Raw genomic sequence first — 25928 nt, forward strand, 5'->3', positions numbered from 1 at the left:
TTTATTAAACAATTTTATGTGTTAATTGCGCCAATCTCTTGATTTAAATTGCTTTGTTAAAATGCTCTAAGTCTTTGTCTTTAAAAGAGATTTTTTCTCCCAAAGTGCTTGCCAAGCACTTTTTTTTTATCTATAGTGTGCAAAAGGGTGATTTTGTGTTGAATTGTGGGAAATTTATCCCACTTTTAATCAAAACAGGTTGGTAAGGACAATATTCCATGTTTCGCGGGGCGGTACAGTTAAGTTTGGATGCAAAGGGGCGGCTCAGTGTGCCGGCCAAGCATCGTGACGCCCTGACGGCTGGCGGGCAGGGCGAAGTTGTGCTCACGGCCCATCCGCACCGTTGTCTGATTCTGTATCCAAAAACAGCTTGGGAGCCGATTGAAACCAAGCTGACCAGTTTGTCCAGTTTTAATCCTCAAACCAGTGGTATTCAGCGCATGATCGTCGGTCAGGCAGATGTGATGCATCTGGATTCCGCCGGTCGTTTGCTGGTGAATGCCGTACTGCGCAAGTTTGCCAAACTCGATAAAGACGTGATGATGGTCGGGCAAGGCAGTCATTTTGAGTTGTGGGATCTGGCAGCATGGGATCAGCAGCTGGAGAGTCTGATGGCGACCGACCAGTTGCAGATACCGCAAGAGCTAGAAGGATTCTCGCTATGACGCGGGGCGCGAAGTCAGCGCCCGCGTCCTTGACGGAAACGTCAGTGTCACCAGTCGCCGCCAGTCATATCACCGTGTTGTTACATGAGGCGGTGGATGCGCTGAACGTGCAGGCCGATGGCGTGTATGTCGATGGTACCTTCGGGCGTGGCGGGCATAGCCGACTTATTCTTTCCAAATTAGGTAGCAAAGGGCGCTTGATCGGCTTGGATCGCGATCTGGCGGCAGTGGCGCATGGGCAAACGATTGCCGATGCGCGTTTTACGATGGTGCATGCGCATTTTTCCGCCATGGCGGCAGTGTTGGCTGAGAGGGATGTGCAGGCGGTAGACGGAATATTGCTCGACCTGGGCATTTCGTCGCCGCAAATTGATGAGGGTGTGCGTGGTTTCAGTTTCCGTTTTGACGGACCGCTGGATATGCGCATGGATCAAAGTCGGGGCAGAACCGCCGCAGAGTGGCTGGCGACGATGTCTGAAAAACAATTGGCTGAGGTGATTAGAGATTATGGTGAAGAACGGTTTGCTAAGCAGGTTGCAAGGGCGATTGTTAAAGAGCGCGAAGATGGGCATGCCATCACCACTACAGGGCAACTTGCCAAGATCGTGGCAGGCGCCATCCCCAAGAATGAGCCGGGCCAGAACCCTGCAACGCGCACATTTCAAGCTCTACGGATTTTCGTCAATCAAGAGCTTGAGGAACTCTCGCTAGTGCTGCCAGATTGCCTGCAGCTGCTGCGTCCGCAAGGTCGGTTGGCGGTGATTAGCTTTCACTCGCTGGAAGATCGTATCGTCAAGCGCTTTATCCAGTCAGAAGTGGATAGAGATAACCTGCCTGCGGGTTTGCCAGTGCGTGCCAGTGAGTTGCCGCAGCCGCGCATGTTGTCCGTCGGGCGTGCGACCAAGCCAGGTGCTGCTGAAGTGTCGGCGAATGTACGTGCGCGTAGTGCGGTGCTGCGCGTGGCCGAGCGCACACATGTTCAATAACTATGTGCAGTAAGTGATTTAAGTATGATCCGGCTCAATTTGATTTTGTTTGCGTTGACGATTGCCATGGCTTTGGGCGTGGTGACGGCGCAATACAAGGCGCGCAAATTGTATTTTGAGCTGGACAGGCAAGAAGTGTTGACCAAGCAATATATGACGGAATATGACCAGTTGCAGATCGAGCAAAGCACCTGGGCCATGCATTCGCGGCTGGAAGATTTTGCGACCACGCGTTTGCATATGCATAGCCCGAGCATGCAGCAGACACAAGTGATCATGGTTGATGTGCCGCCTGCGCCATAACCGGAATCATTGCGAGTGAATGGTCATGCTGCTTAAAGAGAGTCAACACAAGCTGGTGAAATTGCCGGCCTGGCGCAGAAGAACGCTGCTGGTGTTGCTGCTGTTGAGTTTTGTCTTGCTGCTGGGGCGCGGGTTTTACCTGCAAACCTTGCATAAAGACTACCTGATTAAAAAAGGTGAAGCGTTTTCGCGACGCAAAGTGGTGTTGATGCCGCATCGCGGCAAGATTTATGACCGTAATTTCAAGCCATTGGCGATCAGTTTGCCGGTGGAGTCAGTATGGGCAAACCCGACTGACGTGCAGGTGACGGCGGTGCAGTTAAAGCAAATGGCCAAGCTGCTGGATATGCCAGCCAAGGAATTGCAACAAAAGCTGCAAAAAAAGAAAAAAGAATTTGTTTATATCAAACGGAGAGTGGCGCCCGATGTGGCAAAACAGGTGATGGCGATGAAAGTGCCCGGCGTATTCAGTCAAAAGGAATACAAACGCTTCTACCCGGCGGCAGAAGTGACGGCGCATATCGTCGGTTTTACCGGCGTGGATGACACTGGCGTTGAGGGCATGGAGCTTTACCGTAACCACGTATTGTCTGGCAGCGCAGGTAAGCGTGACTTTGTGCGTGACCGCAAAGGCCATGTGGTAGAAGACCTGGTCGCGGTAAAGTTGCCGCACGATGGCCAGGACCTGGTGCTGAGCATAGATCGTACTGTGCAATATGTGGTGCATAGAGAGTTGTCACGGGCGGTTGAAAAACACAAAGCCAAAGCGGCGGCGGCTGTGGTGCTGGATGCCAAAACCGGTGAAGTGCTGGCGTTGGTAAATATTCCGACTTACAACCCGAACAATCCAGTCAATGTGGCCAGCAAGTTGCGCAACTCCGCCATCGTTAATATTTTTGAACCGGGTTCGACCATGAAGCCGGTCACTGCGGCGGCGGCGATGGAGTTTGGCCCTTATCAGCCAGATACCAAAATCCAGACTGCGCCAGGCTACCTGCGTATCGGCACGGCCACCATTCATGACGCGCACCCTAACCAGGTGCTGACCGTGTCACAAGTGATCCAGAAATCCTCCAACGTCGGCTCGGCCAAAATGGCGCTCGATTTAAATCGCGAACAGTTGTGGAACACCTATGTACAACTGGGCTTTGGCTCTGCCACCAAGATTGGTTTTCCTGGTGAGGCCTCCGGTAAAGTGCGCGACTACAAAACCTGGCGCCCGATTGAGCAGGCGACGATGTCCTATGGTCACGGCATTAGCGTGACCTTGTTGCAATTGGCGCGTGCATACACGGTGTTTGCCAATGAAGGTGAGTTGTTGCCGGTGACCTTGACCAAGCTGTCTGAGCCGCCGGTCGGCCGTCCGGTGTTTTCTGCCAAAGTGGCCAACGCAGTTAAGGATATGCTGGAGCTGGTCGTGCAGCCAGGCGGCACAGCATTAAAAGCACAAGTGACGGGTTATCGCGTCGCTGGCAAAACCGGCACCGCGCATAAGTTGGGTGATCATGGCTACGAGCATGATAAATATGTGGGTTCTTTTGTTGGCATGGTGCCTGCCTCCAATCCGCGCCTGATTATGGCGGTGATGATAGACGAGCCCAGCAATGGTGAATATTACGGCGGCAGTGTGGCTGCGCCGGTGTTTAGTGCGGTCATGAATGATGTGCTGCGTATGCTGGTGGTGCCGCAAGATGGCAATGCTATTCCAGCGACCACCCCGGCTGATGCGGCTGAAGTGAAGGAGGCGATGTGAGTAAATATATTATTCCAGCGCCGGTACATGGCATCACCGCAGATAGCCGTCAGGTGGAAAAGCATGGCTTGTTCCTGGCTTACCCGGGACAGCACAGCGATGGCCGCGACTATATTGAAGATGCGATTGCCAAAGGCGCCAATACCGTGATCTGGGATAGTCAGGGTTTCGACTGGAATCCATCCTGGAATGTACACAATATTGCTATTGCCGATCTCAAGTCCCAGGTTGGACATATTGCCAGCCAGTTTTATAAAGACCCGTCCGAACAAATGTGGTGCATAGGGGTGACCGGCACCAACGGCAAAACAACGGTTACGCACTGGCTGGCCCAGGCTTACCGTTTCCTGCAACAAAAGTCTGCTGTGATTGGCACATTGGGTAATGGCGCGCTGGACGATTTGCAGCCGACGCAAAATACCACACCCGGCCCGGTAGAGCTGCAAAAAGTGCTGGCGAATTTTGTGCTGGATGATGTGCGCACGGTGGCCATGGAAGTGTCTTCTCACGGTCTGGATCAAGGCCGTGTCAATGGCGTAGCCTTTGATGTCGCGGTGCTCACCAATATCACGCGTGATCATCTTGATTATCACCTGACCATGGAAGCCTACCAGGCGGCCAAACGCAAACTGTTTGACTGGCAAACCCTGTCGGCTGCTGTAGTGAATGCTGATGATGCATTTGGCCTGGCATTGATTGAAGACCTGCGTAAGCAAGGTAAAAAAGTATTGAGTTATGGCCTGCATCAGGAGGCGGATGTGTGCGCAACCGCCGTCACCATGCATGCCACTGGTTTTGAAATTCAGGTGCGTACGGCACAAGGCAGCGGCGATATTCAGTTGCATGCCCTGGGGCAGTTCAATGTCTACAACGCCTTGGCTGTGCTGACTTGTTTATTAGCGCAGGACGTGGCTTTGCCAGCAGCGCTGCAAGCGGTATCTGGCCTGGTGCCGGTGGCAGGACGCATGCAGATGTTTGGTGGCGGTGATTTGCCATTGGTGGTGGTTGACTATGCGCATACGCCAGATGCCCTGGAAAAAGCATTGCATACCTTGCGTATTCAGGCGCGCGGCAAATTGAGCTGCGTGTTTGGCTGCGGTGGTGACCGTGACAGCGGCAAGCGTAGCGAAATGGGCCGTATTGCCGACACGTTGGCGGATAGCGTGATGGTGACCAATGACAATCCACGCAGTGAAAATCCTTACGCGATTATTGCGGCGATTGCCGAAGGCATGGCGCGTGAAGTGACCGTGGAAACCGACAGGGCCAAAGCCATTGCTCTCGCCATTAGCCAGGCTGGCAAGGGCGATGTGGTGCTGATTGCCGGTAAAGGCCATGAAGATTATCAGGAGATCCAGGGCATACGCTATCCATTTAGCGATGCCGCTTGGGTGCAAAGCGCGTTGAAAAAAAACGTATTGAATCAGAACGCTTTGAATCAGAAGGCACAGGCATGATCGCACTGCAAACCATTGCTGAAGTATTGCAAGGCCGCTTACAGGCGGTGAACGGGCATGGCGTGGATGTCACTGTGAGCTCTGTTGATACCGATAGCCGTCGCGTGCAAGCCGGGCAGTTGTTCGTTGCCTTGCCAGGTGAAAAGTTTGATGGTCATGATTTCTTGCCGCAAGTGGCGACGCAAGGTGCCGTCGCTGCGCTGGTGAGCAAGCCTGTCGATGGTGGTTTGCCAACAGTGCTGGTCAAAGATACCCGTCTGGCTTTGGGGCAGTTAGCCAGTTGGTGGCGCCAGCAGTTGGCCTTACCGCTGATTGCGGTCACCGGCAGTAATGGCAAGACCACTACCAAGGAAATGATTGCCGCCATTATGCAAGTGCATGTGGGCGGCGCTGACAAAGTATTGGCCACGGCCGGTAATTTTAATAACGATATCGGTATGCCGCTGACCTTGTTGCGTTTGCGTGCAAATCATCGCTGTGCCGTGATTGAAATGGGTATGAATCATTTAGGTGAGATCGATTACTTGACCCGCCTGGCACGCCCGAATGTGGCGGTGATTAACAACGCCGGGACGGCGCATATTGGCGAATTGGGTTCGCGTGCAAACATTGCCAAAGCCAAAGGTGAGATTTTTGCAGGCTTGAGCCATGACGGTATTGCCGTGATTAATGCGGACAGTGAGTTTGCAGACGACTGGCGTGGTTTGAACGCAGGGCGTCGTGTGCTGAGTTTTGGCTTGCACGCCGCCGCCGATGTTCGTGGTGAAGTGCTGGATGCTGAGGCTGGCTTCAAGCTGCATTATCAGGGGAACAGCATCACGTTAACACTGGCAGTGCCGGGCGTGCACAACATCATGAATGCATTGGCCGCTGCCGCTGCTAGTTTAGCCGCAGGCGCCAGCCTGGCCGATGTTACTCAAGGGTTGCAAGGCTTTGCCGGGGTCAAAGGGCGTTTGCAAGTGAAAACGGCTGCCAACGGCGCCAAAGTGATCGATGACACGTATAACGCCAACCCGGATTCCATGCAGGCGGCGCTGGATGTATTGAAAAATGCCGGTTCAAATACGGTGTTTGTGATGGGTGATATGGGCGAGCTGGGGGCAGATGCAGAAGCCATGCATGCGCAGATCGGTCGTTATGCCAAACAGCAAGGGATTGGCAAATTGTATGCACTAGGTCAATTCACGCAGGCCGCAGTGCAGGCGTTCGGTGCGCAAGCACACCATTTTGCTTCGATAGAAGCCTTGGTTTCTGCCTTGCAGGCAGAGACCACCGCCGATGATGTGGTGTTGGTAAAAGGCTCGCGCTTTATGCAAATGGAGCGTGTGGTGAATGCGCTAGTGGAATCGTTGGTGGAATCGCAAGCCACTGAATTAGTGGGGAAATAGGGAACATATGTTATTAGAACTGACGAAATGGCTGGCATCGGATGTACACGGGTTTCATGTATTTAATTACATCACCTTCCGTGCCGTCCTGGCGACGCTGACGGCGCTGGCGATCTCATTCCTGGTTGGCCCGGCCATGATCCGCAAGCTGACCGAGTACAAGGTCGGCCAGGCGGTACGTGATGATGGTCCACAAACACACCTGGTCAAGGCAGGTACACCAACCATGGGTGGTGCTCTGATTCTGGTGGCGATTTCAGTGTCGACTTTGCTATGGGGTAATTTGCATAACCGCTTTATCTGGGTGGTACTGATTACCACGCTGGGTTTTGGCGCGGTGGGCTGGGTCGATGACTACCGCAAAGTGGTCTACAAAAATCCTAAGGGTTTGTCTGCCAAAGAAAAATACTTCTGGCAAAGCCTGGTGGGTTTTGGTGTCGCCGGTTTCCTGTATGCAACGGCGACAACGCCGGTAGAAACGACGCTGATCGTGCCTTTCTTCAAGCACCTGGTGTTTCCTTTGGGCGCAGTGGGCTTCATCGTGCTGACTTACCTGGTGATTGTCGGCAGCAGCAACGCCGTGAACCTGACCGACGGCCTGGATGGCCTGGCGACCTTGCCAACCGTGATGGTCGGCAGTGCGCTAGCGATTTTCTCTTATGTGGCTGGTCACGCAGTGTTTTCCAAATACCTGGGGATTCCTTATGTCGCCGGCGCCAGTGAATTGATGGTATTTTGCGCGGCCATGGCGGGTGCCGGCTTGGGCTTTTTGTGGTTTAACGCTTATCCGGCAGAAGTGTTTATGGGCGATGTCGGCGCGCTGGCACTGGGTGCTGCACTAGGTGTAGTGGCGGTGATTGTGCGCCAGGAGATCGTACTGTTCATCATGGGCGGTGTGTTTGTGATTGAAACCTTCTCGGTGGCGGCACAGGTGCTGTATTTCAAATATACCAAGAAGATGACAGGTACCGGCAAGCGTATTTTTCTGATGGCGCCTTTGCATCATCACTACGAGCAAAAAGGCTGGAAAGAGACGCAAGTCGTCGTGCGTTTCTGGATTATTACCATGATGTTGGTGCTGGTGGGGTTATCCACCTTGAAATTGCGATAAGACACGGAATGCATCGTCAGGCGTGAACATGAAAAAACAGTTTGAACAACAGCGGATTGCAGTACTGGGACTGGGTGACACCGGCTTCTCGGCTTTGCGCTGGCTGCGCCATATGGGTGCAGATGTAGTGATGTTCGACTCACGTCTGCACCCGGCCGGGCAGGATCGTTTGCATGCAGAGTTTCCGGAGGTGGAGTGCCACCTGGGACCTTTTAATCATGCCTTGTTATCCAGCATGGATTTGATTGTGGCTAGTCCTGGCGTCTCACTCAACGAGCCAGTCATTGCACAGCTAATGGCACAGGGCAAGCATGTGGTCGGCGACGTTGAGTTGTTTGCGCGCTTCCGTGCCCCTTATGCCAAGGTGATCGCGATTACCGGTTCCAACGGTAAAACGACCGTCACGTCACTGGTGGGTGAAATCTGCAAGCAGGCTGGATTGAATACCATTGTTGCCGGCAATATCGGTTTGCCAGTGTTGGATACCTTGCAGATGACGGCACCTGATGTTTATGTGCTGGAGTTATCCAGCTTCCAGCTGGAAGGGATCCATCAGCTGCAAATAGATGCGGCGACTATCCTCAACCTGTCTGAAGATCATATGGATCGCTATGACGGCATGGAAGGCTACGCGCAAGCCAAGGCACGCATTTACCAGCACGCGCGCATTGCTGTGGTGAATCGTGATGACCCTGCCAGTGCAGCCTTGGCCGGTCAGTTGCCACAGGTGTCGTTTGGTGTGAATCCGGCACCGTCGATCAATGATTACGGCCTCAACGACGCGGGCTGGTTATGCGCGGGCAACCGTCATTACATTGAAGCTGACAGCTTGCAGATTCGCGGTAAACATAATATTGCCAACGCGCTGGCAGCCATTGCACTGACGCAAGCGATCGGCATCGACAAAGTCTCTATCCTGCATACGGTGCAGGCATTTGCAGGCTTGCCGCACCGCGTAGAGTGGGTGGCGAATATCGAGGATGTCGATTTTTATGATGATTCTAAAGGCACCAATGTCGGCGCGACCTGCGCTGCGATTAGTGGCATGCTCAAGCAGGGCAAGCCGCAAAAAGTAGTATTGATCGCCGGTGGTGATGGCAAGGGCCAGGACTTTACGCCTTTGCGTGAAGCGATTTTGCATCACGCCAGAGCCGTGGTGCTCATCGGTCGCGATGCGCCAAAAATCCAGCAAGTCTTGCATAACCTGCAATTGCCAGTCGTCGATGCGGTTGATTTAACCGCCGCTGTCCATATTGCCAAAACCCTGGCCGAAGAAGGCGACGCAGTCCTGTTATCACCGGCTTGCGCCAGCTTTGATATGTTCCGCAATTACGAACATCGAGCCGAAGTGTTCGTTGAAGCTGTGAAAGCCATGGAGGCCGCATGCTTGGGCCATTGATGATGAACCGCGAGCGTTATAACTCCCCCAGCTACGATGTGTCGCTGTTGTGGGTGGTGTTGTCATTGCTGGCGTTTGGCATGGTCATGGTGTATTCCGCCTCAATTGCTTACGCAGATTCAAGCAAGATGTTTGGCCATAACAGCACCTATTTCCTGATGCGTCAGGCCTTGTATATCGTGGTCGGCCTGGTGGCGGCCGTGATTGTGTTCCAGGTGCCTATGGCCTGGTGGCAAAAGATGTCGCCTTACCTGTTCATTATGGGCATCGTCTTGCTGATCATGGTGCTGATTCCAGGCATCGGCAAAGTGGTCAACGGTAGCCGTCGCTGGATTTCCTTGCTCGTTATGAATCTGCAACCTTCAGAACTCATGAAGCTGTTTATCGCCATGTATGCCTCCGATTACGCTGTACGCAAAGCCGGCAGCATGCATAGCTTTAAAAAAGGATTCTTGCCCATGCTGGGCGTGATGGTATTTGTTGGTGTGTTGCTGCTGAAGGAGCCGGATTTCGGTGCCTTTGCCGTCACCGCCTCCATCGCGTTCTCCATCATGTGGCTGGGCGGCGTCAACCTCAAGGTGTTCCTGGCCATGCTGGGTGCATTGCCATTGGCTGTGATCGGCCTGGTGGTGATGGAGCCCTACCGTTTGGAGCGTATGAAAGGCTTCTTGAATCCGTTTGATGACCCGTTTGATACCGGTTACCAGTTGTCACATGCGTTGATCGCGTTTGGTCGTGGCGAGTTCTGGGGTGTAGGGCTCGGTGGCAGCGTAGAAAAATTATTGTACTTGCCAGAAGCGCATACCGACTTCCTGTTGGCGGTGGTGGCTGAAGAGCTGGGGTATGTCGGCGTGCTGGTAGTGGTGTTGCTGTTTGCCTGGCTGGTGATCCGCGCCTTCAGTATCGCCAAAGAAGCCGTGGCTAACGAACGTTATTACTCTGCCTTGCTTGCGCAAGGCATTGGTGTGTGGATGGGCGTGCAAGGCTTTATCAATATGGGCGTGAACATGGGCCTGCTGCCGACCAAAGGGCTGACTTTGCCATTGTTGTCTTACGGCGGCAGCGGCATCCTGGCGAATTGCATTGCGCTGTCGGTGCTGCTGCGTATCGATTTCGAGAACCGTCGCTTGCAGAAAGGCTTGAACTGATGAGCCGTTCATACACATTGATGGTGATGGCCGGTGGCACCGGTGGGCATGTTTACCCAGCCATGGCGGTGGCCGACGCGCTGCATGCGCAAGGCTGGAAAATCGTCTGGCTGGCCACTGAAGGCGGTATGGAAAACCGCCTGATTGCCGACAAGCCTTATGACAAGGCCATGATGACCATGCGCGGCGTGCGTGGCAAAGGCTTGCTGGGCTGGCTGACTTTGCCCGTGAAGCTGGTGCGCGCCTTTGCACAAGCCAGACAAGCCATCCGTCAACATCAGCCGGATGTGGTGCTGGGCATGGGTGGCTTTGCAGCGTTCCCTGGCGGTGTGATGGCCAGGTTGGCTGGTGTGCCGCTGGTGATTCATGAGCAAAACTCAATTGCAGGGCTGACCAATAAAGTGCTGGCCAAGATCGCTCACCGTGTATTGACTGGTTTCCCGGGGGCTTTGGGCACTAAAGGCGAGATGGTAGGTAATCCTGTACGTGAAGGCATTACGACATTGCCCACACCGGAACAACGTTTTGCCGAGCATCATGGCGTGTTGCGCGTGTTAGTGGTAGGCGGCAGCCTGGGTGCAGTGGCGTTGAATACCTTGTTGCCACAGGCATTTGCGCAATTACCTGTCAATGCGCGTCCGCAGATCATTCACCAGGCTGGTGAAAAACAGTTTGAAGCGTTGAAAAAGGCTTATGCCGATGCTGGTGTAGCGGCAGATTGCCGTGCCTTTATCCACGATATGGCTGAAGTGTATGCTTGGGCGGATTTGGTGGTTTGCCGCGCTGGGGCATTGACGGTGGCGGAACTGGCTAATGTCGGTGCCGCCAGCATCCTGGTGCCGTTCCCGTTTGCGGTGGATGACCACCAGACGACAAACGCGGCTTATCTGCAGCAGGCGGGTGCCGCTTTGCTGATACAGCAGTGTGATATGGATGTTGCGCAATTAGCGGCGACTTTGCAAACGCTGGATAGACCGGCTTGCCTGGCGATGGCACAGAAAGCACGGGCGCTGGCCAGGCCGCAAGCCACGCAACAGGTTGCACAAATTTGCCAGCAGCTGGCGACAGGCAATAAAAAAGGAACACCGGGTTCAGCATGAAACATAAAGTTAAAAAAATACATTTTATCGGTATCGGCGGCTCAGGCATGAGCGGCATTGCCGAGGTGTTGTTGAACCTGGACTTTGAAGTCAGTGGCTCTGACCTGGCCAGCAATGCGACCACCAAACGTTTGCAAGGTTTTGGCGCAACGGTGTTTCAGGGGCACGCGACCGAGCATCTGAATGATGCCGACGTAGTAGTGGTCTCCAGTGCCATTAACGAAGAAAACCCGGAAATCATCGCCGCACGTGCGCGTAAGGTGCCAGTGATTCCACGCGCAGTGATGCTGGCAGAACTCATGCGCTTCAAGCAAGGCATTGCCATCGCCGGTACGCATGGCAAAACCACGACCACCAGCCTGATTGCCAGCATCTTGGCAGAGGCAGATATGGACCCGACCTTTGTCATCGGCGGCAAACTGGAGGCAGCCAGCGCCAATGCACGCCTGGGTACCGGCGAGTGGATCGTGGTGGAAGCCGACGAATCTGATGCGTCCTTCTTGCACCTGACACCGATCATGGCGGTGGTGACCAATATCGATCAGGACCATATGGACACCTATGAACACAGTTTTGAAAAGCTCAAAACCGCGTTTGTTGAATTTTTGCAGCAGATTCCGTTCTGGGGCATGGCAGTGTTATGTATTGATGATGCCAATGTGCGTGAAATCCTGCCGCGCGTGACCCGTCCGGTCACCACTTATGGCACACATGAAGAGGCTGCGATTCGCGCCGAGAATATTGTGGCCGATAACGGCAAGATGCATTTCACGCTAGTGCGTAAAAATGGCGTGACCGTGCGTAACGAAGTGACACTGAACTTGCCCGGACATCATTATGTATTGAACGCGCTGGCCGCGATTGCGATTGCCACTGAGTTAAATGTGCCGGATGCCGCCATTTTGAAAGCCTTGGCAGAGTTCCGTGGCGTTGGTCGTCGTTTTGAACGCTATGGCGAGATCCCGGCCAATGGCGGTCACTTTACCCTGGTGGATGACTACGGCCATCACCCGATTGAGATGCAGGCAGTGATTGCGGCGGCGCGTGGGGCTTTTCCAGACCGGCGCCTGGTGCTGGCGTTCCAGCCGCATCGTTACACGCGTACGCGTGACTGCTTTGAAGATTTCGTTAAAGTGTTGTCCACCGTTGATGCCTTGTTGCTGACAGAGGTGTACTCGGCAGGAGAAGCACCGATTGTGGCCGCGGATACGCGTAGCCTGATTCGCGCCATTCGCGTCAATGGCAAGGTCGAGCCGCGTTTCGTCGAAACCACTGATGAACTGCCAGCCACCATTCTGGAAAGTGTGCAGCCGGGTGATGTGGTGGTGGTGATGGGCGCTGGCAATATTGGTAGCGTTGCAGCGAAAACCAGGGAGTTGGCTAGCGTATGAGCGCCTCAGGATTAAAAGCGACTGGCCTGCAAGTGCTGAATAACGAGCCATTGGCCCGCTATACCAGCTGGCGCGTCGGTGGACCGGCAGACCGCCTGGTGCTGGCTGATAGCGTAGAACATTTGCAACAGTTTTTACAGCAGTTGCCAGCCGGCGAACCACTGACTTTTATTGGTCTGGGTAGCAACTTGCTGGTGCGTGATGGCGGTGTGCGCGGCACGGTGGTGGTGATGCATCAGGCACTACAAGCGCTGGAGATGCAGGGTGAGCGTGTGTACGCCGATGCCGGTGTGACTTGCGCTAAATTGGCCCGTTTTGCTGCCAGTCACAATAAAGCAGGTGCGGAGTTTATGGCAGGCATTCCAGGCACCGTAGGCGGCGCGCTGGCGATGAATGCTGGTTGTTATGGTGGTGAAACCTGGCAATGGGTAGATCAGGTAAAAACGATTAATCGTCGTGGTGATGTGCAAGTGCGATCACGTACGGAATATCAACCTAGTTATCGCCATGTGGTGCATCCGGCGGCAGATGAGTGGTTTCTGGGCGGCTGGTTTGCGGTACCCGCAGGCGATGGTAAAGCGTCTGCCGAACAGATCAAGCAGTTGCTGGCAAAACGCCTGGCGAGCCAGCCACTGAATATGCCTAGCGCAGGGTCAACCTTCAGGAATCCTGAGGGTGATTTTGCTGCCAGGTTGATAGAAGCATCAGGGCTCAAAGGCACCACCATTGGTGGGGCGCAGGTGTCTGAAAAGCATGCCAACTTTATTGTGAATTTGGGTCAGGCGACAGCGGCTGACATTGAAACCTTGATTGAGCACGTTAAAACCACGGTGCTTGAACAGCAAGGGATTGCGTTAATACAGGAAGTGAAAGTGATTGGGGAAGGTGTTTTAAAAGTATGAGTGTGAGTCAACAGTCATTTGGCAAGGTCGCGGTACTGTTTGGCGGCCGTTCTGGCGAGCGTGAAGTGTCGCTCAAAAGTGGTTCTGCTGTCTTGGCGGCATTGCAACGTCAGGGCGTGGATGCGCATGCGTTTGATCCGGCCAGCCAGGACCTGTCTGCCTTGAAAGCGTTTGACCGCGCCTTTATCGCCTTGCATGGCCGCTACGGTGAAGACGGCACGATTCAAGGTGCGCTGGAACTGATGGATATTCCTTACACCGGCAGCGGCGTCATGGCCTCTGCGCTGGGCATGGATAAATGGCGCACCAAGTTGTTGTGGACGGCTGCTGGCGTCACCACGCCTAACTATGTGCTGATGGACGACAGCACGCACGCTGAAAATGTAGTCACTGCGCTTGGCTTGCCGCTGTTTGTAAAACCGGCCAACGAAGGCTCCAGCATTGGTGTAAGCAAAGTTAAACAGGCGGGCGATTTAATGGCGGCTTATCACCTGGCCAAACAGTCAGACCCGCTGGTGATTGCCGAGCAGTTTGTCGGTGGCGGGGAATATACCGTCGGCATCCTGGGTGAGACTGCACTGCCTATCGTGCGCATCGTGCCTAAAAACGAATATTACGATTACGAAGCCAAGTACTTGCGTGATGACACCGAGTATCGCTGCCCAAGCGGCCTGTCTGCCGAACAGGAAAAGCAAATCCAGGCCGAAGCCTTGCAGGCTTTTAACGTACTGGGTTGCCGTGGCTGGGGCCGTGTCGACTTTCTGATGGATGAGTCTGGTAAGCACTATTTCCTGGAAGTGAATACCAGCCCGGGTATGACGGATCACAGCCTGGTGCCGATGGCGGCCAAGGCTGCTGGCATGGACTTTGAGGCACTGGTGATTCGTATTTTGCAACAAACGTTGCGTGAAGTGTAAAGAGGACGACTACGACGATGTGGGATAGACCAACATTGCTGAACTGGATCGCCAACCTGCTGTTTTCACTGGCAGTGGTGATGCTGCTTTACGCCATGTTGTTTGTGGTGCTGCATTTGCCTATCTTCCCGGTCAAGCAGGTACAGGTTGAAGGCAACCTGGATCACGTCAATCATGAGCAGATTCAGTTGATCGTCAGCAAGTACCTCAAAGGTAACTTCTACACACTGGATTTGCAGCGCACACGCGCCGCATTTGAAAAGTTGCCCTGGGCACGCAAGGTGAGTGTGCGTCGCCAGTGGCCGGACACCATCGTCGTGCAGATAGAAGAACATCAGGCCTTGGGCCGCTGGGGCGGCGTGGCACTGGTCAACCGTCATGGTGAGTTGTTCCAGGCCGCGTCTGATGAACAATTACCGACTTTTTACGGCCCAGGCGATGCGATCAAAGAAGTGGCACAAGGCTATGCCAGTTTTGCCCAGATGCTGACGGATACCCCCCTGCAGATTCAGCAGTTGAGTTTGTCTTCACGCCGTGCCTGGGAGATCAAGACCGTGGATGGTCGACAAATGATGCTGGGCCGTGAAGCGGCCAAGCAGCGATTACAACAGTTTGTGTCGGCGTATCGCCAGCAGGCAAGTATCGCGGAAAGTGACTGGCGTTATGCCGATTTGCGTTACCCCAACGGCTTTGCCTTGCGCATGCCGCGCAGTGGCGCCTGAGAATAAGACTGCCAGAAAGAAGTTCAAGGAAAAGACATGAGTAGAGTCAGAGAAGATAAAAATTTAATCGTGGGGCTGGATATCGGCACCTCGAAGATTGTTGCGATTGCGGCCGAGATTTTGCCAGAAGGCACATTGAAGGTAATTGGTGTCGGGCAACATGCTTCCCGTGGCTTGAAAAAAGGCGTGGTGGTGAATATTGACTCCACCATGCAGGCGATTCAGCGTGCGATTGAAGAAGTCGAGCTGATGGCGGATTGTAAAATTAATACCGTGTACTCAGGCATTGCTGGCAGCCATATCAAGAGCCTGAATTCACATGGCATGGTGAAGATTAAAGAGAGCGAAGTGTCGCAGATGGATATCGACCGCGTGGTGGAAACCGCCCGCGCGATTGCCCTGCCTGCTGACCAGCAGATTCTGCATATCCTGACCCAGGAATTCATTATCGACGGCCAGGAAGATGTACGCGAGCCACTGGGCATGAGCGGCATCCGCCTCGAAGTGCGTGTGCATATCGTCACTGGCGCCATTGCGGCGGCACAGAACATCGTCAAGTGCATCAAGCGCTGCGGGCTCGAAGTGAGTGACCTGATTTTGCAACCGTTAGCGTCGAGTGAGTCTGTGCTCACTGATGATGAAAAAGAACTGGGCGTGTGCCTGGTGGATATTGGTGGCGGTACGACTGATTTGGCTGTGTTCAAGAATGGTGCCATTCGTCATACGGCGGTGATCCCGATTGCCGGTGACCAGATCACTAATGACATCGCCGTGGCCTTGCGTACGCCGACGCAGTCAGCAGAAGAAATCAAGGTCAAGCATGGCTGTGCCTTGCGCCAGTTGGCTGACCCGCGTGAAGTGGTGGAAGTGCCGGCGGTGGACGGCCGTGAGCCACGCCAGTTGTCTTGCCAGGCCTTGACCGAGGTGATTGAAGACCGGGTGGAAGAGATTTATGAGTTTGTGCAGCAAGAGCTGCGCCGCAGCGGCATGGAATCCATGATTGCCTCCGGCATCGTCATTACTGGCGGCGCGGCACAGATGCGCGGCATGGTTGAGTTGGGTGAAGAAATTTTCCATACCCCGGTGCGCCTGGGCGTGCCCAGGGGCGTGGAAGGATTGTCCGAAGTGGTGGGCAATCCGCGTTATGCCACCGGCATAGGCTTGTTGCTGATGGCCAAGCAGCAGGTAGAAAAACAAATGGTGGGTAATTTGCAATCTGGCTCAGTTGGCAGATTGCTGGAGCGGATGAAGAGTTGGTTTACCGGTAATTTTTAGGGTTTTGTTGTTTTTTTAAACTGTTTTAGGGCGAGTGTGCGGGGCAAACCAATCACTCAAATAATAGGCAATGGAGGGTTAGTATGATTGAGATTTTTGACAAAGAGAATGACGGCGCCGTGATCAAGGTAATTGGTGTCGGTGGTTGCGGTGGTAACGCCGTTGAGCACATGATGACCAAGAGCGTGACTGGCGTTGAGTTTATTTGCGCCAACACCGACATGCAGGCACTGAAGAAGAGCCATGCCAAAGTCGTGCTGCAAATTGGTTCTGATATCACCAAAGGTCTGGGCGCTGGCGCCAAGCCGGAAATCGGCCGCGAAGCTGCTTTGGAAGACCGCGACAGCATTGCAGAAACCATTGATGGTGCTGACATGTTGTTTATTACTGCAGGTATGGGTGGCGGTACTGGTACCGGTGCGGCACCAATTATTGCCGAAGTGGCCCGTGAAATGGGTATCCTGACTGTGGCCGTGGTGACCAAACCTTTTGCATTTGAAGGCAAACGTGCCAAAGTGGCTCAAGAAGGCCTGGAAGAACTTTCACAGTATGTTGACTCTCTTATCGTTATCCCTAACGAAAAGCTGATGGATGTATTGGGTGAAGACGTGACCGTGGTGGAAGCCTATCGCGCAGCGAACGATGTGTTGCACAACGCGGTGTCTGGCATTGCTGAAATTATCAATTGCCCAGGCATGGTTAACGTTGACTTTGCTGACGTACGCACCGTGATGTCTGAAATGGGCATGGCAATGATGGGTTCTGCTGAAGCCAGCGGCCCTAACCGTGCGCGTATCGCCGCCGAACAAGCGGTGGCTAGCCCATTGCTGGAAGACGTGAATCTGGCAAACGCCCGTGGTGTATTGGTCAACATCAGCGCCAGTGGCAGCTTCAAAATGCGTGAATACTATGATGTGATGAATACCATCAAAGAGTTCACTGCTGAAGATGCGACCGTGATCGTGGGTAATGTGATGGACGAAAGCATGGGTGACAACCTGCGCGTGACCATGGTGGCCACCGGTTTGAATGGTTCACTGGGCAAACGTCAGGCCAAACCTGAGCTCAAAGTCATGACCACGCTGCGTGATGGTACGACCAACCAGCCGATCTTCAACACTGTGGTGGAAGAAGATGAGCCAGCGGTATTTACCAGCAACAGCCGTCGTGCACAGGTTGAAGCCATGAAAAACTCCGGGATTGAAGAATATGATATCCCTGCGTTTTTGCGTAAACAGGCTGATTAATCGTCAGGGTTGGATTGCCAGACCAGCAAAGGCTGGGTGCAATCTCGCCATGTGATTAAATGGCTGGTGACGGATTGGCTTATAATAATAGTGATTCATTAACACAGAGAAAACCATGTTAAAGCAACGCACGCTTAAACAATCGATCAGCGCCACGGGCGTTGGGCTGCACAGCGGTGAGAAAGTCACGCTGACGCTCAAACCTGCGCCCGCTGATCACGGAGTGGTGTTCCAGCGTGTCGATTTGCCCGATACGCCTGCCATGCGGGTCGCCCCGACGGCAGTGAATGACACTCGCCTGAGCTCCGCCCTAGAGTTTTCAGGTGCGCGCGTTGCAACCGTGGAGCATTTGATGTCTGCCCTCGCCGGTTTGGGGGTAGATAACGTGCTGATAGAACTGACGGCCGCTGAAGTGCCCATCATGGATGGCAGTTCAGGGCCGTTTATCTATTTGCTGCAGACTGCAGGTTTGCAAGAACTGGAAGTGCCGAAGAAATTTGTGCGCATCCTCAAGCCGATTGAAGTGACCGATGGCGATAAATGGGCAAAATTTACGCCGCACCATGGCTTTAAAGCCGAATTTACCATTGATTTTGCACACCCTGTGTTCGAGTTCTCCGGCAAAACCGTGACCATTGATTACGATAGCCAGAGTTACGTCGACGAAATCAGCCGTGCCCGCACGTTTGGTTTTATGCACGAGGTGGAATACCTGCGCGCGAATGGTTTAGCGAAAGGTGGCAGCCTGGATAATGCGATTGTGCTGGATGAATATAAAGTCCTCAATGGCGGTGGCTTGCGCTATGACGACGAGTTCGCCAAACACAAGGTGCTAGATGCGATTGGCGACCTGTATATTCTGGGCTACCCGATTATTGGCCAGTTTACGGCCTTTAAATCTGGCCATGCGCTGAATAACCAGTTGTTACGCGCTTTGCTGGCAGATGAAAGCGCCTGGGAATATTGCACCTTTGACAATGATGCACAGGCGCCGGTTGGCTTTCTTAAACAACGCGACTATTTTAGTCCGGCCCCTTTGCTGCCTGCCTGATTCATATGTGGTGGATACGTATTTTATTTACAGTACTGGTGATCAGTACGCTGGTGCTGGTACTGTTAGGATGGCAAACTGGCCAGCCACGTTATTGGCGCTGGCTCAAAACCGTCTGGCGCAGTGGCTTTGTGCTATTGCTGCTACTGTTGCTGTTTTTCTTTCTGAGTCGCTTGGCCAGAATTTAATTGTCATCACGTTGTGTACGTGATCGTTGACACATGAAGACTAGACTCACTTCCCTCCTTATTTTTGGCGCCTGTTTGCTCGGTTTGGCCAAGTCAGTCTTCGCTGGAGATGGCGATGTCTATCTTCAGGCCAAGCAGGCCTATCAAACCCGCAATCTGTCGCAACTCGCTGAGGCTACTGAAACCCTCAGGCAGCGTCGTTCACCCTTATTGCCCTACCTGCAATACTGGCAAATGATCCTGACCATGGACCAGCTGTCTTACACCCAGGTACAGGCATTTTTACAGGAAAACAATGAGTCCTTGTTGTCGCAGCGCGTACGCGAGCTGTGGCTCAAACGGCTGGGCCGCGTGCAGTTCTGGGACCAGTTTATCGAGATGCGTGCGCAAATGCCGATGTATTACAGCATCAATGATGTGGGTAACCAGTGTTACCAGGTACAGGCAGGCATTGCGCTGGATGACCCCAATGCCTATGAAGATGGCAAGAAACTGTTGCTGGCGGGCAAGGACTTGCCCGCAGACTGCCAGGGCATGCTGGAAGCCTTGCAGCAAGTGGGCGTGCTGGATGAAAAGCTATTGCTGACCTTGTATCGTGACGCCTTGTTTAGCAATAAAACCGGTTTGGCCAAAGTGTTGGCCAAACGTAGCAGCAAAACTGATGCAGGATTGCTGAAACAGATTGATGACATGGCGCAGAATCCTGCCCAAGCCCTGAAAAAAGGCGGCATTCAAGAGCGCTCGCCCTATGCGCGTGCGCTGTACATGTATGCGATTCATCGCCAGGCCAAGGCGGATCTTGGCGTGGCTAAAACCAGCTACCAGAAATACAGCGGTTTGCTCGATAACGAAGAAAAGCAACTGGCTCAGGCCTATATGGCACTCGAAGCCGCGCGCAAGCATGAGTCAGAGGCATTGCAAGGCTTTGGCAAAGTCAATGCCACGTTGTTAAGCAGTGAGCAATGGGAGTGGTATGCACGCACTGCCTTGCGCCAGCAAGACTGGGGCACGGTGCTGAAAGTCATCAATGACATGCCAGCCGTCTTGGCTGAGGAATCCACATGGCGTTATTGGAAAGCACGCGCCTTGATCGCCAAAGGTCAGGTGGCGGATGCCAACCAGATACTGGCCAAGCTCTCACAGGAGCGTCATTTTTATGGCTGGCTGGCGGCGGAAGATTTGGGGCCGGTGGTCAGTGAGCCGATGGTGACTTACCAGCCCAGTGATGAAGAAGTTCGCCAGTTCGCCAAACAACCCGCAGTGAAACGCATGGAGGCCCTGTTCGATGTAGAGGCCCGCTATGAGGCGCGGCTGGAGTGGATGTATCTGCTGGAAGCGCTGGATGACCCTACGCGCATTGTTGCCGCACAATATGGTTTGTTAAAGGGCTGGTATGACCTCGCTGTGCTGGCGGCTGACAAAACCAGTCGTACGCATAATTTTGAATTACGCTACCCGACACCGTATCGCGATTATTTGCAAAAAGCTTCGCGCAGCCGCGCCATTGACGAAGCCTGGGTCTATGGCATTATCCGCCAGGAAAGCCGTTTTATGCACTACGCCAAGTCATCGGTGGGGGCAGGTGGCCTGATGCAGGTAATGCCTGCTACCGCCAAATGGATCGCTAAAAAACTCGGCTGGAGCAGCTATAACGATGGCATGCTGCACGACATTGATACCAATGTGAATCTGGGTACTTATTATATGCGCTATACACTGGATACCTTTAACGGCCAGGAAGTGATGGCGACGGCGGCTTATAATGCAGGCCCCAGCCGCGCCAGGCGCTGGGCTGCCAATGCCCCTTTGGAAGGCGCCATTTACGCAGAAACCATCCCGTTTAGTGAAACACGCAATTATGTGAAAAAAGTGTTGGCCAATGCGCATATGTACGCCCCGCGGCTGGGCCTGCCCATGCTGACACTTAAAAAACGTTTGGGCACCATCCCTGCCCGCGGTACGGGTGACGTTGAAAACGTGACCACCACTATCAGCATTTCGGAGCAGGAGTAGCTTGCATCTGGATTTTGGTACAATAGGGCTAATCGCAAGACGGATCAGGAATAAGCATGATGAAGACAGTGACTGTATTAGGTGGTAGCGGTTTTGTAGGCAGTAGTGTAGTTGCCAGGTTAGACCAGGCAGGCTATCAAGTCAAAGTACTGACGCGTCGTCGCGAACAGGCCAAGCACCTGATCCTGTTGCCCAATGTGCAAGTGGTTGAAAGCGATATCCACGACCAGGCCGCGCTGAAGGCGCAATTGCAGGGCAATGATGTGGTGATTAACCTGATCGGTATTTTGCATCAGACCAGCGACAACGGCTTTGAAAAAATGCATCACCAGTTTCCACGCCGTGTCGCGCAATTATGCGAAGAATTAGGCATTCCACGCTTGTTGCATATGAGTGCCTTGCAAGCTTCTGTGAATGCGCCGAGTGAGTATTTACGCAGCAAAGCGGCTGGCGATCAGGCCGTATTGGAGTTCAGTAAAAAACTGCATGTCACCATTTTCAGGCCATCGGTTATTTTTGGGACCCGCGACCGCTTTATTAATTTATTCGCCAAACTGATACAGGCCATTCCGGTGCTGGCGCTCGCCATGCCGCAAGCCAAGTTTCAGCCAATCTGGGTAGAAGATGTCGCCGCTGCCATGGTCAATGCTGTGGATGAACCCGCAACGTATGGCAAAACCTATGAGCTCGGTGGCCCGGCCATCATGACCTTGCAGCAAATCATGGAAGCGGTGATGAAGACGATTAACGTACAGCGTCCTATTATTGGCCTGAGCCTGAATATGTCCTTGTTGCAGGGCAGTTTTATGCAGCTGCTACCGATCAAACTCCTATCGCGCGACAATGTGAAATCCATGCAGGTGGATAATGTTTGCCAGCAACCGATGGCGAATGAACTGTGTGTGGTGCCTACGGATATGTTTGCGGTAATCTCGGGTTACCTGGTGAAGAACAATCCGCGCGGCGCTTATGACCAGTTTCGTGCCGCTGCCGGTCGTGTCATTAACGCCAGGCGCTAACCAGGCATGCAGATTTACCAGGTAGGCGGCGCGGTCCGCGATAGTCTGCTTGGCTTGCCGGTGAAAGACCGTGATTATGTGGTCGTCGGTGCCACCCCTGAACAAATGCTGGCTGCAGGCTATCGCGCCGTTGGCAAAGACTTCCCGGTGTTCCTGCACCCCAAGACTCAGCAAGAGTACGCGCTTGCACGTACCGAGCGTAAAACCGGCAAGGGCTACAAGGGATTTAGTGTTTATTCTGACCCTGAAGTGACGTTGGAAGAAGATCTCGCGCGACGCGATTTTACGATCAATGCCATCGCACAAGCCGAAGATGGCAGCCTGATAGACCCTTTTAGCGGCCAATTGGATATCCAGAAAAAAGTCCTTCGACACGTTACCGATGCTTTTGGTGAAGATCCGGTGCGCATCCTGCGTGCAGCCCGTTTTTTAGCGCGGTTTACCGAGTTTACTGTCGCGCCGGAAACCTTGTTCCTGATGCGCGATATGGTGGCTGCCGGTGAAGTTGACGCGCTAGTGCCTGAGCGTGTGTGGCAGGAAATCGCCAAAGGTCTGATGGAAAAACAGCCTAGCCGTATGTTTGAGATGTTGCGTGACTGCGGCGCGTTGAAGATTATCTTGCCTGAGCTTGACCGCTTGTGGGGAGTGCCGCAAACGGCTACCTATCACCCGGAAATCGATACCGGCATTCACGTCATGATGGTGATTGATTATGCCGCCAAGCAAGGCTACAGCTTGCCAGTCAGGTTTGCTGCACTGACCCATGATTTGGGCAAGGGCACAACACCTGTAGAGGTATTGCCGCGCCATATCGGCCATGAGTTGCGCAGTGTGGACCTCATTCGCGAAGTGGTTGCCCGCCTGCGGGTGCCGAATGATTGCAAGGATCTGGCACTGGTCGTGGCCAAATATCATGGTAAATTGCACGCCGCCCGGCAAATGAAAGCCAGTACTTTATTGCAGTTTCTCGAAGAGCTCGATGCTTTCCGCCAACGCCCACGTTTCGAGGATTTTTTGCTCGCTTGTGAGTGCGATAGCCGCGGGCGCTTGGGGTTGGAGGAATGCCCCCTCGAAGATGCCGCGCATCTGACCATTGCCTTGCAAGCGGCACTCACTGTAGATGCAGGTGCCATCGCCAAACAATGCAGTTCCCCTGCCCATATCAAGCAATCTGTGGCCGAGGCGCGTATACACGCCATTCAGGCCGCGCTGCATTAGTGCCATCAGGCCTGCTTCAAATGCTTTTTACCTCAATCCGATTCCTGCCATTGCGTTTGGCTTGATACATCAGGGCATCTACAGATTCAACAAATGTTTTGAGGTCATCGGTTTGGCTGGGGGTGATGCTGCCCGCACCAACACTAATCGTCAGTATCTGGCTGACTTCTGATTTTGCATGCGGGATTTGCTCTTTGAACACCAGGTTACGGCAACGCTCGGCAATTTTGCTGGCCGAGACGTCATTGGTCTCTGGCAGAATCAGCGCGAATTCTTCACCGCCAAAACGGGCAAAAAAATCCTTGGCACGCACACCAGCCTGCGCCAGTGTCTGAGCCACCTGCTTGAGCACTTCATCGCCTTGCAGATGTCCGTAAAAATCATTGAACTGCTTGAAGTAGTCGATATCAATCATGATCAGTGATAACGGCTGCTGGTGTTGTCTGGCTTCCAGCCATTCGCGTTCCAGCACCGTATCAAACATGCGGCGATTGGCGACACCAGTCAAGCCGTCTTTGTAAGAAAGCTCTTCCAGTTTTCTTTGCATGATCAGCAATTGTTCTTCGGTCTTTTTGCGTTCACTGATATCAAACATAAAGCCGATGAGCGCTTCGGGCTCACCGCTAGGCGTCCGTATGACATGCACGACATCACGTATCCAGACAAAATCACCAGTGGCCGTCAGTGCGCGGTAATCCGCTTCATGATCCAGGCCTTGCAGCGATTGCTGTACGCAAAAGTTAAACACACGTTCACGGTCTTCTTCATGAATACGGTTAACCCAGTCTTCAACTGATTGCCAGCTCGATGGTGCCCAGCCCAGCAATGGCTCGATTTGCGGGCCGATGTAGCTGAATTGCTTGCTAGTCCAGTCTATCTTCCACGGGATGGCCTTGGTCGATTCGAGTAACGTTTTGTAGATGTCACTGTCGTTGGGAGGGGAGTTGTCCATATCACGCAAGTATTTATCACTATGTATGGCTTAGAGTAGCGGACTGCGGCAAACGCCGCAATAGTCCATTGGCGTCATTCACGTAATAAAGCGTTAATCAGGTGAGCCACGGCATGGCTGGCGGTGACCTGTTTAGCTGTGAGACTAGTGGATATTCAGGTAGTGCTGAATCACCAGCTTGGCCAGGAAGCCCACCATGCCTAATGTGAGCGCGAGAAACAAGGCGAATGTCCCGGTTTTACCCGCTTTGGATTTCCAGGCCAGGTTGCCGACAATAAAAACGATGAACAGAATGAGGCCGGCAAGGCCCCAGCTCATGCCAAACTCGGTCAGCTGGGCTTCATTCATGCCAAAAACAGTGGTTTCCATCTATAACGCTTTCTTACTATCGTTTATTGCAAACAGCCGGTAATCAGTTGTGTGACGTGCTGTTCAAGGTTGTCGCTGGGTTTACGCTTGAAGCCGCTTTTGGCAAAGGCATGCCAGCGGCCAAGTACAAAACTGATCATGGTGTTGGCGGCGATGCCAGCATCGGTGATTTTATTGCCTTGTGCCTCAGCAATACGCAGTGACTGCTTCAGGCTGGCTTCGAGGCGGTCCAGTAACTGGTTGATGCGGGCTTGCAAGGCGTCGTCTTCATTGACCAGCGCATCGCCTATCAGCACGCGTGACATGCCCGGGTTGCGTTCGGCAAACTTGAGCATGGTTTGCAACATCAGTTGCACTTGCTTGAGGCCGTCGGTTTCATCGGTGGTGATTTTATTCATCACGCCAAACAGCGCGCCTTCAATAAACTCAATCAGGCCTTCAAACATTTTGGCTTTGTTGGCAAAGTGGCGATATAACGCTGCCTCTGACACATCCAGTTTGGCTGCCAGCGCGGCGGTCGTGATTTTTTCACCGCGCGGTGTTTGCAGCATGCCTGCCAGTGTTTCCAGAATTTGCTGTTTGCGGTTTGCGCGTACTTCTTTATTGATGGTTGCCATAATGATTTCGGGACCCAACCCCATGCTGATGTTGTTATTTTGACCGCTATTTTAACTGTATTCGCTCAGCACGGGAATGCATAGGGTGCTTTTTTCAATGCACTGTGAGTGAGTGCCAACACATGCGGCAACCTATATTGCACAAAGTTTGGTTTGTGCAATCGACGGCTGATCCACACGGTGCGCATGCCGAGTCGTTTGGCCGTCATCAGGGCGGGCAGGCTGTCTTCAAACAGGGTGCAGTCTGCGGCACGGCATTGCAGTTGCCGCAATAACAGGCGAAAACCACGGACGCTGGGTTTGGCATGGAAACGGCTGGATTCGACGCTGAATACCAATGAAAAACAATCGGCAATACCCAGCACCTCCAGCACATGCAGGGCATACGCGCGCGGGGCATTGGTGAAAATACATTTGCGCCCTGGCAAGCGCTGAATCAATTGACGTAATTGCTTGGTGGTTTGCACCATGTCGTCAGTCAAAAAGGCGTGCGTTTCGGACAGGAAATGATGGGGATTGACACCATGATGACGCATCAGGCCTTTGAGGGTGGCGCCATAAACGCGCCAGTAATGCTGGCGTAACTGGTGCGCGGCCGCTTCTTCCATATCCAGCGTCTGCATGATGTAACGCGTCATGGATTGATTCATGACCGGGAAAATATTCGCAGAGGCATTGTGCAGGGTGTCATCCAGATCGAAAATCCACACCCTGCGCGACATATATTGCAATGCTTG

25 protein-coding genes are annotated in these 25928 nt (G+C 53.4%); 21 read left to right on the forward strand and 4 right to left on the reverse strand.

Features of this window, described 5'->3' with window-relative positions; all coding sequences use genetic code 11:
- Positions 1 to 218: 218 nt before the first annotated feature.
- The 21 genes from mraZ to GQ52_RS06895 all read left to right on the forward strand — a co-directional run bounded on the left by mraZ (position 219) and on the right by GQ52_RS06895 (position 23253).
- Positions 219 to 665, forward strand: coding sequence for a division/cell wall cluster transcriptional repressor MraZ (gene mraZ / locus GQ52_RS06795; protein WP_019883493.1), 447 nt, complete (start codon positions 219 to 221; stop codon positions 663 to 665).
- Positions 662 to 1651, forward strand: coding sequence for a 16S rRNA (cytosine(1402)-N(4))-methyltransferase RsmH (gene rsmH / locus GQ52_RS06800; RefSeq protein ID WP_047516152.1), 990 nt, complete (start codon positions 662 to 664; stop codon positions 1649 to 1651). Before mraZ ends, rsmH begins: the two co-directional genes overlap by 4 nt.
- Before the next feature lie 24 nt (positions 1652 to 1675).
- The gene (ftsL, locus tag GQ52_RS06805; RefSeq protein WP_019883491.1) at positions 1676 to 1954 is read left to right on the forward strand and encodes a cell division protein FtsL; all 279 of its coding nucleotides are present in this window, start codon (positions 1676 to 1678) and stop codon (positions 1952 to 1954) included.
- A gap of 25 nt (positions 1955 to 1979) precedes the next feature.
- Entirely contained in the window at positions 1980 to 3707 is a 1728-nt protein-coding gene (locus tag GQ52_RS06810; RefSeq protein WP_369798315.1) for a peptidoglycan D,D-transpeptidase FtsI family protein, read from the forward strand.
- Positions 3704 to 5164 (forward strand): UDP-N-acetylmuramoyl-L-alanyl-D-glutamate--2,6-diaminopimelate ligase, encoded by a 1461-nt coding sequence (locus GQ52_RS06815; RefSeq protein WP_047516155.1) that lies wholly within the window; start codon positions 3704 to 3706, stop codon positions 5162 to 5164. Before GQ52_RS06810 ends, GQ52_RS06815 begins: the two co-directional genes overlap by 4 nt.
- The gene (murF, locus tag GQ52_RS06820; RefSeq protein WP_047516158.1) at positions 5161 to 6552 is read left to right on the forward strand and encodes a UDP-N-acetylmuramoyl-tripeptide--D-alanyl-D-alanine ligase; all 1392 of its coding nucleotides are present in this window, start codon (positions 5161 to 5163) and stop codon (positions 6550 to 6552) included. The genes GQ52_RS06815 and murF overlap by 4 nt, the downstream gene beginning before the upstream one ends.
- Positions 6553 to 6559: 7 nt before the next feature.
- Positions 6560 to 7663 (forward strand): phospho-N-acetylmuramoyl-pentapeptide-transferase, encoded by a 1104-nt coding sequence (gene mraY / locus GQ52_RS06825; protein WP_019883487.1) that lies wholly within the window; start codon positions 6560 to 6562, stop codon positions 7661 to 7663.
- Between the two features lie 28 nt (positions 7664 to 7691).
- Complete coding sequence (gene murD / locus GQ52_RS06830) at positions 7692 to 9062, forward strand: UDP-N-acetylmuramoyl-L-alanine--D-glutamate ligase (RefSeq protein ID WP_047516161.1); 1371 nt, start codon at positions 7692 to 7694, stop codon at positions 9060 to 9062.
- The gene (ftsW, locus tag GQ52_RS06835) at positions 9047 to 10210 is read left to right on the forward strand and encodes a putative lipid II flippase FtsW (RefSeq protein ID WP_024930567.1); all 1164 of its coding nucleotides are present in this window, start codon (positions 9047 to 9049) and stop codon (positions 10208 to 10210) included. The genes murD and ftsW overlap by 16 nt, the downstream gene beginning before the upstream one ends.
- Positions 10210 to 11310, forward strand: coding sequence for an undecaprenyldiphospho-muramoylpentapeptide beta-N-acetylglucosaminyltransferase (gene murG / locus GQ52_RS06840; protein ID WP_047516164.1), 1101 nt, complete (start codon positions 10210 to 10212; stop codon positions 11308 to 11310). Before ftsW ends, murG begins: the two co-directional genes overlap by 1 nt.
- Positions 11307 to 12701 carry a UDP-N-acetylmuramate--L-alanine ligase gene (gene murC / locus GQ52_RS06845; protein ID WP_024930569.1) on the forward strand — a complete coding sequence of 465 codons (1395 nt, stop codon included), beginning with the start codon at positions 11307 to 11309 and terminating at the stop codon, positions 12699 to 12701. The genes murG and murC overlap by 4 nt, the downstream gene beginning before the upstream one ends.
- Complete coding sequence (murB, locus tag GQ52_RS06850; RefSeq protein WP_047516167.1) at positions 12698 to 13603, forward strand: UDP-N-acetylmuramate dehydrogenase; 906 nt, start codon at positions 12698 to 12700, stop codon at positions 13601 to 13603. Before murC ends, murB begins: the two co-directional genes overlap by 4 nt.
- Positions 13600 to 14520, forward strand: a complete 921-nt coding sequence (locus GQ52_RS06855) for a D-alanine--D-alanine ligase (protein WP_047516170.1) — start codon at positions 13600 to 13602, stop codon at positions 14518 to 14520. Before murB ends, GQ52_RS06855 begins: the two co-directional genes overlap by 4 nt.
- A gap of 17 nt (positions 14521 to 14537) precedes the next feature.
- The gene (locus tag GQ52_RS06860) at positions 14538 to 15242 is read left to right on the forward strand and encodes a cell division protein FtsQ/DivIB (RefSeq protein WP_019883477.1); all 705 of its coding nucleotides are present in this window, start codon (positions 14538 to 14540) and stop codon (positions 15240 to 15242) included.
- A 36-nt stretch (positions 15243 to 15278) separates the two neighbouring features.
- Positions 15279 to 16517: a cell division protein FtsA gene (ftsA, locus tag GQ52_RS06865; RefSeq protein WP_019883476.1), complete on the forward strand. Its 1239-nt coding sequence runs from the start codon at positions 15279 to 15281 to the stop codon at positions 16515 to 16517.
- Positions 16518 to 16600: 83 nt separating this feature from the next.
- Complete coding sequence (gene ftsZ / locus GQ52_RS06870) at positions 16601 to 17764, forward strand: cell division protein FtsZ (RefSeq protein WP_019883475.1); 1164 nt, start codon at positions 16601 to 16603, stop codon at positions 17762 to 17764.
- A 115-nt stretch (positions 17765 to 17879) separates the two neighbouring features.
- Positions 17880 to 18815, forward strand: coding sequence for a UDP-3-O-acyl-N-acetylglucosamine deacetylase (lpxC, locus tag GQ52_RS06875; RefSeq protein ID WP_047516173.1), 936 nt, complete (start codon positions 17880 to 17882; stop codon positions 18813 to 18815).
- Between the two features lie 5 nt (positions 18816 to 18820).
- Positions 18821 to 19003 carry a hypothetical protein gene (locus GQ52_RS06880; protein ID WP_019883473.1) on the forward strand — a complete coding sequence of 61 codons (183 nt, stop codon included), beginning with the start codon at positions 18821 to 18823 and terminating at the stop codon, positions 19001 to 19003.
- A 33-nt stretch (positions 19004 to 19036) separates the two neighbouring features.
- Entirely contained in the window at positions 19037 to 21016 is a 1980-nt protein-coding gene (locus GQ52_RS06885; RefSeq protein ID WP_235273034.1) for a transglycosylase SLT domain-containing protein, read from the forward strand.
- Between the two features lie 56 nt (positions 21017 to 21072).
- Positions 21073 to 22035 carry a complex I NDUFA9 subunit family protein gene (locus GQ52_RS06890; RefSeq protein ID WP_047516179.1) on the forward strand — a complete coding sequence of 321 codons (963 nt, stop codon included), beginning with the start codon at positions 21073 to 21075 and terminating at the stop codon, positions 22033 to 22035.
- Positions 22036 to 22041: 6 nt separating this feature from the next.
- Positions 22042 to 23253: a multifunctional CCA addition/repair protein gene (locus tag GQ52_RS06895; protein WP_047516182.1), complete on the forward strand. Its 1212-nt coding sequence runs from the start codon at positions 22042 to 22044 to the stop codon at positions 23251 to 23253.
- A 16-nt stretch (positions 23254 to 23269) separates the two neighbouring features.
- Here GQ52_RS06895 and GQ52_RS06900 read toward each other — a convergent pair whose 3' ends face one another.
- The 4 genes from GQ52_RS06900 to GQ52_RS06915 form a co-directional block, all read right to left on the reverse strand.
- A complete protein-coding gene (locus GQ52_RS06900) occupies positions 23270 to 24205 on the reverse strand; it encodes a sensor domain-containing diguanylate cyclase (protein WP_047516187.1) in 936 nt (311 codons plus the stop codon).
- 144 nt (positions 24206 to 24349) lie between these two features.
- Positions 24350 to 24574 carry a DUF2788 domain-containing protein gene (locus GQ52_RS06905; protein WP_019883468.1) on the reverse strand — a complete coding sequence of 75 codons (225 nt, stop codon included), beginning with the start codon at positions 24572 to 24574 and terminating at the stop codon, positions 24350 to 24352.
- A 23-nt stretch (positions 24575 to 24597) separates the two neighbouring features.
- Positions 24598 to 25215: a nucleoid occlusion factor SlmA gene (slmA, locus tag GQ52_RS06910; protein ID WP_051502169.1), complete on the reverse strand. Its 618-nt coding sequence runs from the start codon at positions 25213 to 25215 to the stop codon at positions 24598 to 24600.
- Between the two features lie 41 nt (positions 25216 to 25256).
- A complete protein-coding gene (locus tag GQ52_RS06915) occupies positions 25257 to 25913 on the reverse strand; it encodes a pyrimidine 5'-nucleotidase (RefSeq protein ID WP_047516190.1) in 657 nt (218 codons plus the stop codon).
- Between the last annotated feature and the right edge of the window lie 15 nt (positions 25914 to 25928).

It is taken from the genome of Methylophilus sp. Q8 (assembly GCF_000800115.1).
In the GTDB taxonomy this organism is placed as follows: domain Bacteria; phylum Pseudomonadota; class Gammaproteobacteria; order Burkholderiales; family Methylophilaceae; genus Methylophilus.

Excerpts from the sequence above, each read along its gene's own strand:
- GQ52_RS06855 (WP_047516170.1), top strand. The coding sequence starts at position 13,600 with ATGAGTGTGAGTCAACAGTCATTTGGCAAGGTCGCGGTACTGTTTGGC.
- ftsW (WP_024930567.1), top strand. The coding sequence starts at position 9,047 with ATGCTTGGGCCATTGATGATGAACCGCGAGCGTTATAACTCCCCCAGC.
- lpxC (WP_047516173.1), top strand. The coding sequence starts at position 17,880 with ATGTTAAAGCAACGCACGCTTAAACAATCGATCAGCGCCACGGGCGTT.
- rsmH (WP_047516152.1), top strand. The coding sequence starts at position 662 with ATGACGCGGGGCGCGAAGTCAGCGCCCGCGTCCTTGACGGAAACGTCA.
- ftsL (WP_019883491.1), top strand. The coding sequence starts at position 1,676 with ATGATCCGGCTCAATTTGATTTTGTTTGCGTTGACGATTGCCATGGCT.
- murG (WP_047516164.1), top strand. The coding sequence starts at position 10,210 with ATGAGCCGTTCATACACATTGATGGTGATGGCCGGTGGCACCGGTGGG.
- GQ52_RS06860 (WP_019883477.1), top strand. The coding sequence starts at position 14,538 with ATGTGGGATAGACCAACATTGCTGAACTGGATCGCCAACCTGCTGTTT.
- GQ52_RS06810 (WP_369798315.1), top strand. The coding sequence starts at position 1,980 with ATGCTGCTTAAAGAGAGTCAACACAAGCTGGTGAAATTGCCGGCCTGG.
- murC (WP_024930569.1), top strand. The coding sequence starts at position 11,307 with ATGAAACATAAAGTTAAAAAAATACATTTTATCGGTATCGGCGGCTCA.
- mraZ (WP_019883493.1), top strand. The coding sequence starts at position 219 with ATGTTTCGCGGGGCGGTACAGTTAAGTTTGGATGCAAAGGGGCGGCTC.
- GQ52_RS06915 (WP_047516190.1), bottom strand. The coding sequence starts at position 25,913 with ATGTCGCGCAGGGTGTGGATTTTCGATCTGGATGACACCCTGCACAAT.
- GQ52_RS06890 (WP_047516179.1), top strand. The coding sequence starts at position 21,073 with ATGATGAAGACAGTGACTGTATTAGGTGGTAGCGGTTTTGTAGGCAGT.
- ftsZ (WP_019883475.1), top strand. The coding sequence starts at position 16,601 with ATGATTGAGATTTTTGACAAAGAGAATGACGGCGCCGTGATCAAGGTA.
- mraY (WP_019883487.1), top strand. The coding sequence starts at position 6,560 with ATGTTATTAGAACTGACGAAATGGCTGGCATCGGATGTACACGGGTTT.
- GQ52_RS06880 (WP_019883473.1), top strand. The coding sequence starts at position 18,821 with ATGTGGTGGATACGTATTTTATTTACAGTACTGGTGATCAGTACGCTG.
- slmA (WP_051502169.1), bottom strand. The coding sequence starts at position 25,215 with ATGGGGTTGGGTCCCGAAATCATTATGGCAACCATCAATAAAGAAGTA.
- murF (WP_047516158.1), top strand. The coding sequence starts at position 5,161 with ATGATCGCACTGCAAACCATTGCTGAAGTATTGCAAGGCCGCTTACAG.
- ftsA (WP_019883476.1), top strand. The coding sequence starts at position 15,279 with ATGAGTAGAGTCAGAGAAGATAAAAATTTAATCGTGGGGCTGGATATC.
- GQ52_RS06905 (WP_019883468.1), bottom strand. The coding sequence starts at position 24,574 with ATGGAAACCACTGTTTTTGGCATGAATGAAGCCCAGCTGACCGAGTTT.
- GQ52_RS06885 (WP_235273034.1), top strand. The coding sequence starts at position 19,037 with ATGAAGACTAGACTCACTTCCCTCCTTATTTTTGGCGCCTGTTTGCTC.
- murD (WP_047516161.1), top strand. The coding sequence starts at position 7,692 with ATGAAAAAACAGTTTGAACAACAGCGGATTGCAGTACTGGGACTGGGT.
- GQ52_RS06895 (WP_047516182.1), top strand. The coding sequence starts at position 22,042 with ATGCAGATTTACCAGGTAGGCGGCGCGGTCCGCGATAGTCTGCTTGGC.
- GQ52_RS06900 (WP_047516187.1), bottom strand. The coding sequence starts at position 24,205 with ATGGACAACTCCCCTCCCAACGACAGTGACATCTACAAAACGTTACTC.
- murB (WP_047516167.1), top strand. The coding sequence starts at position 12,698 with ATGAGCGCCTCAGGATTAAAAGCGACTGGCCTGCAAGTGCTGAATAAC.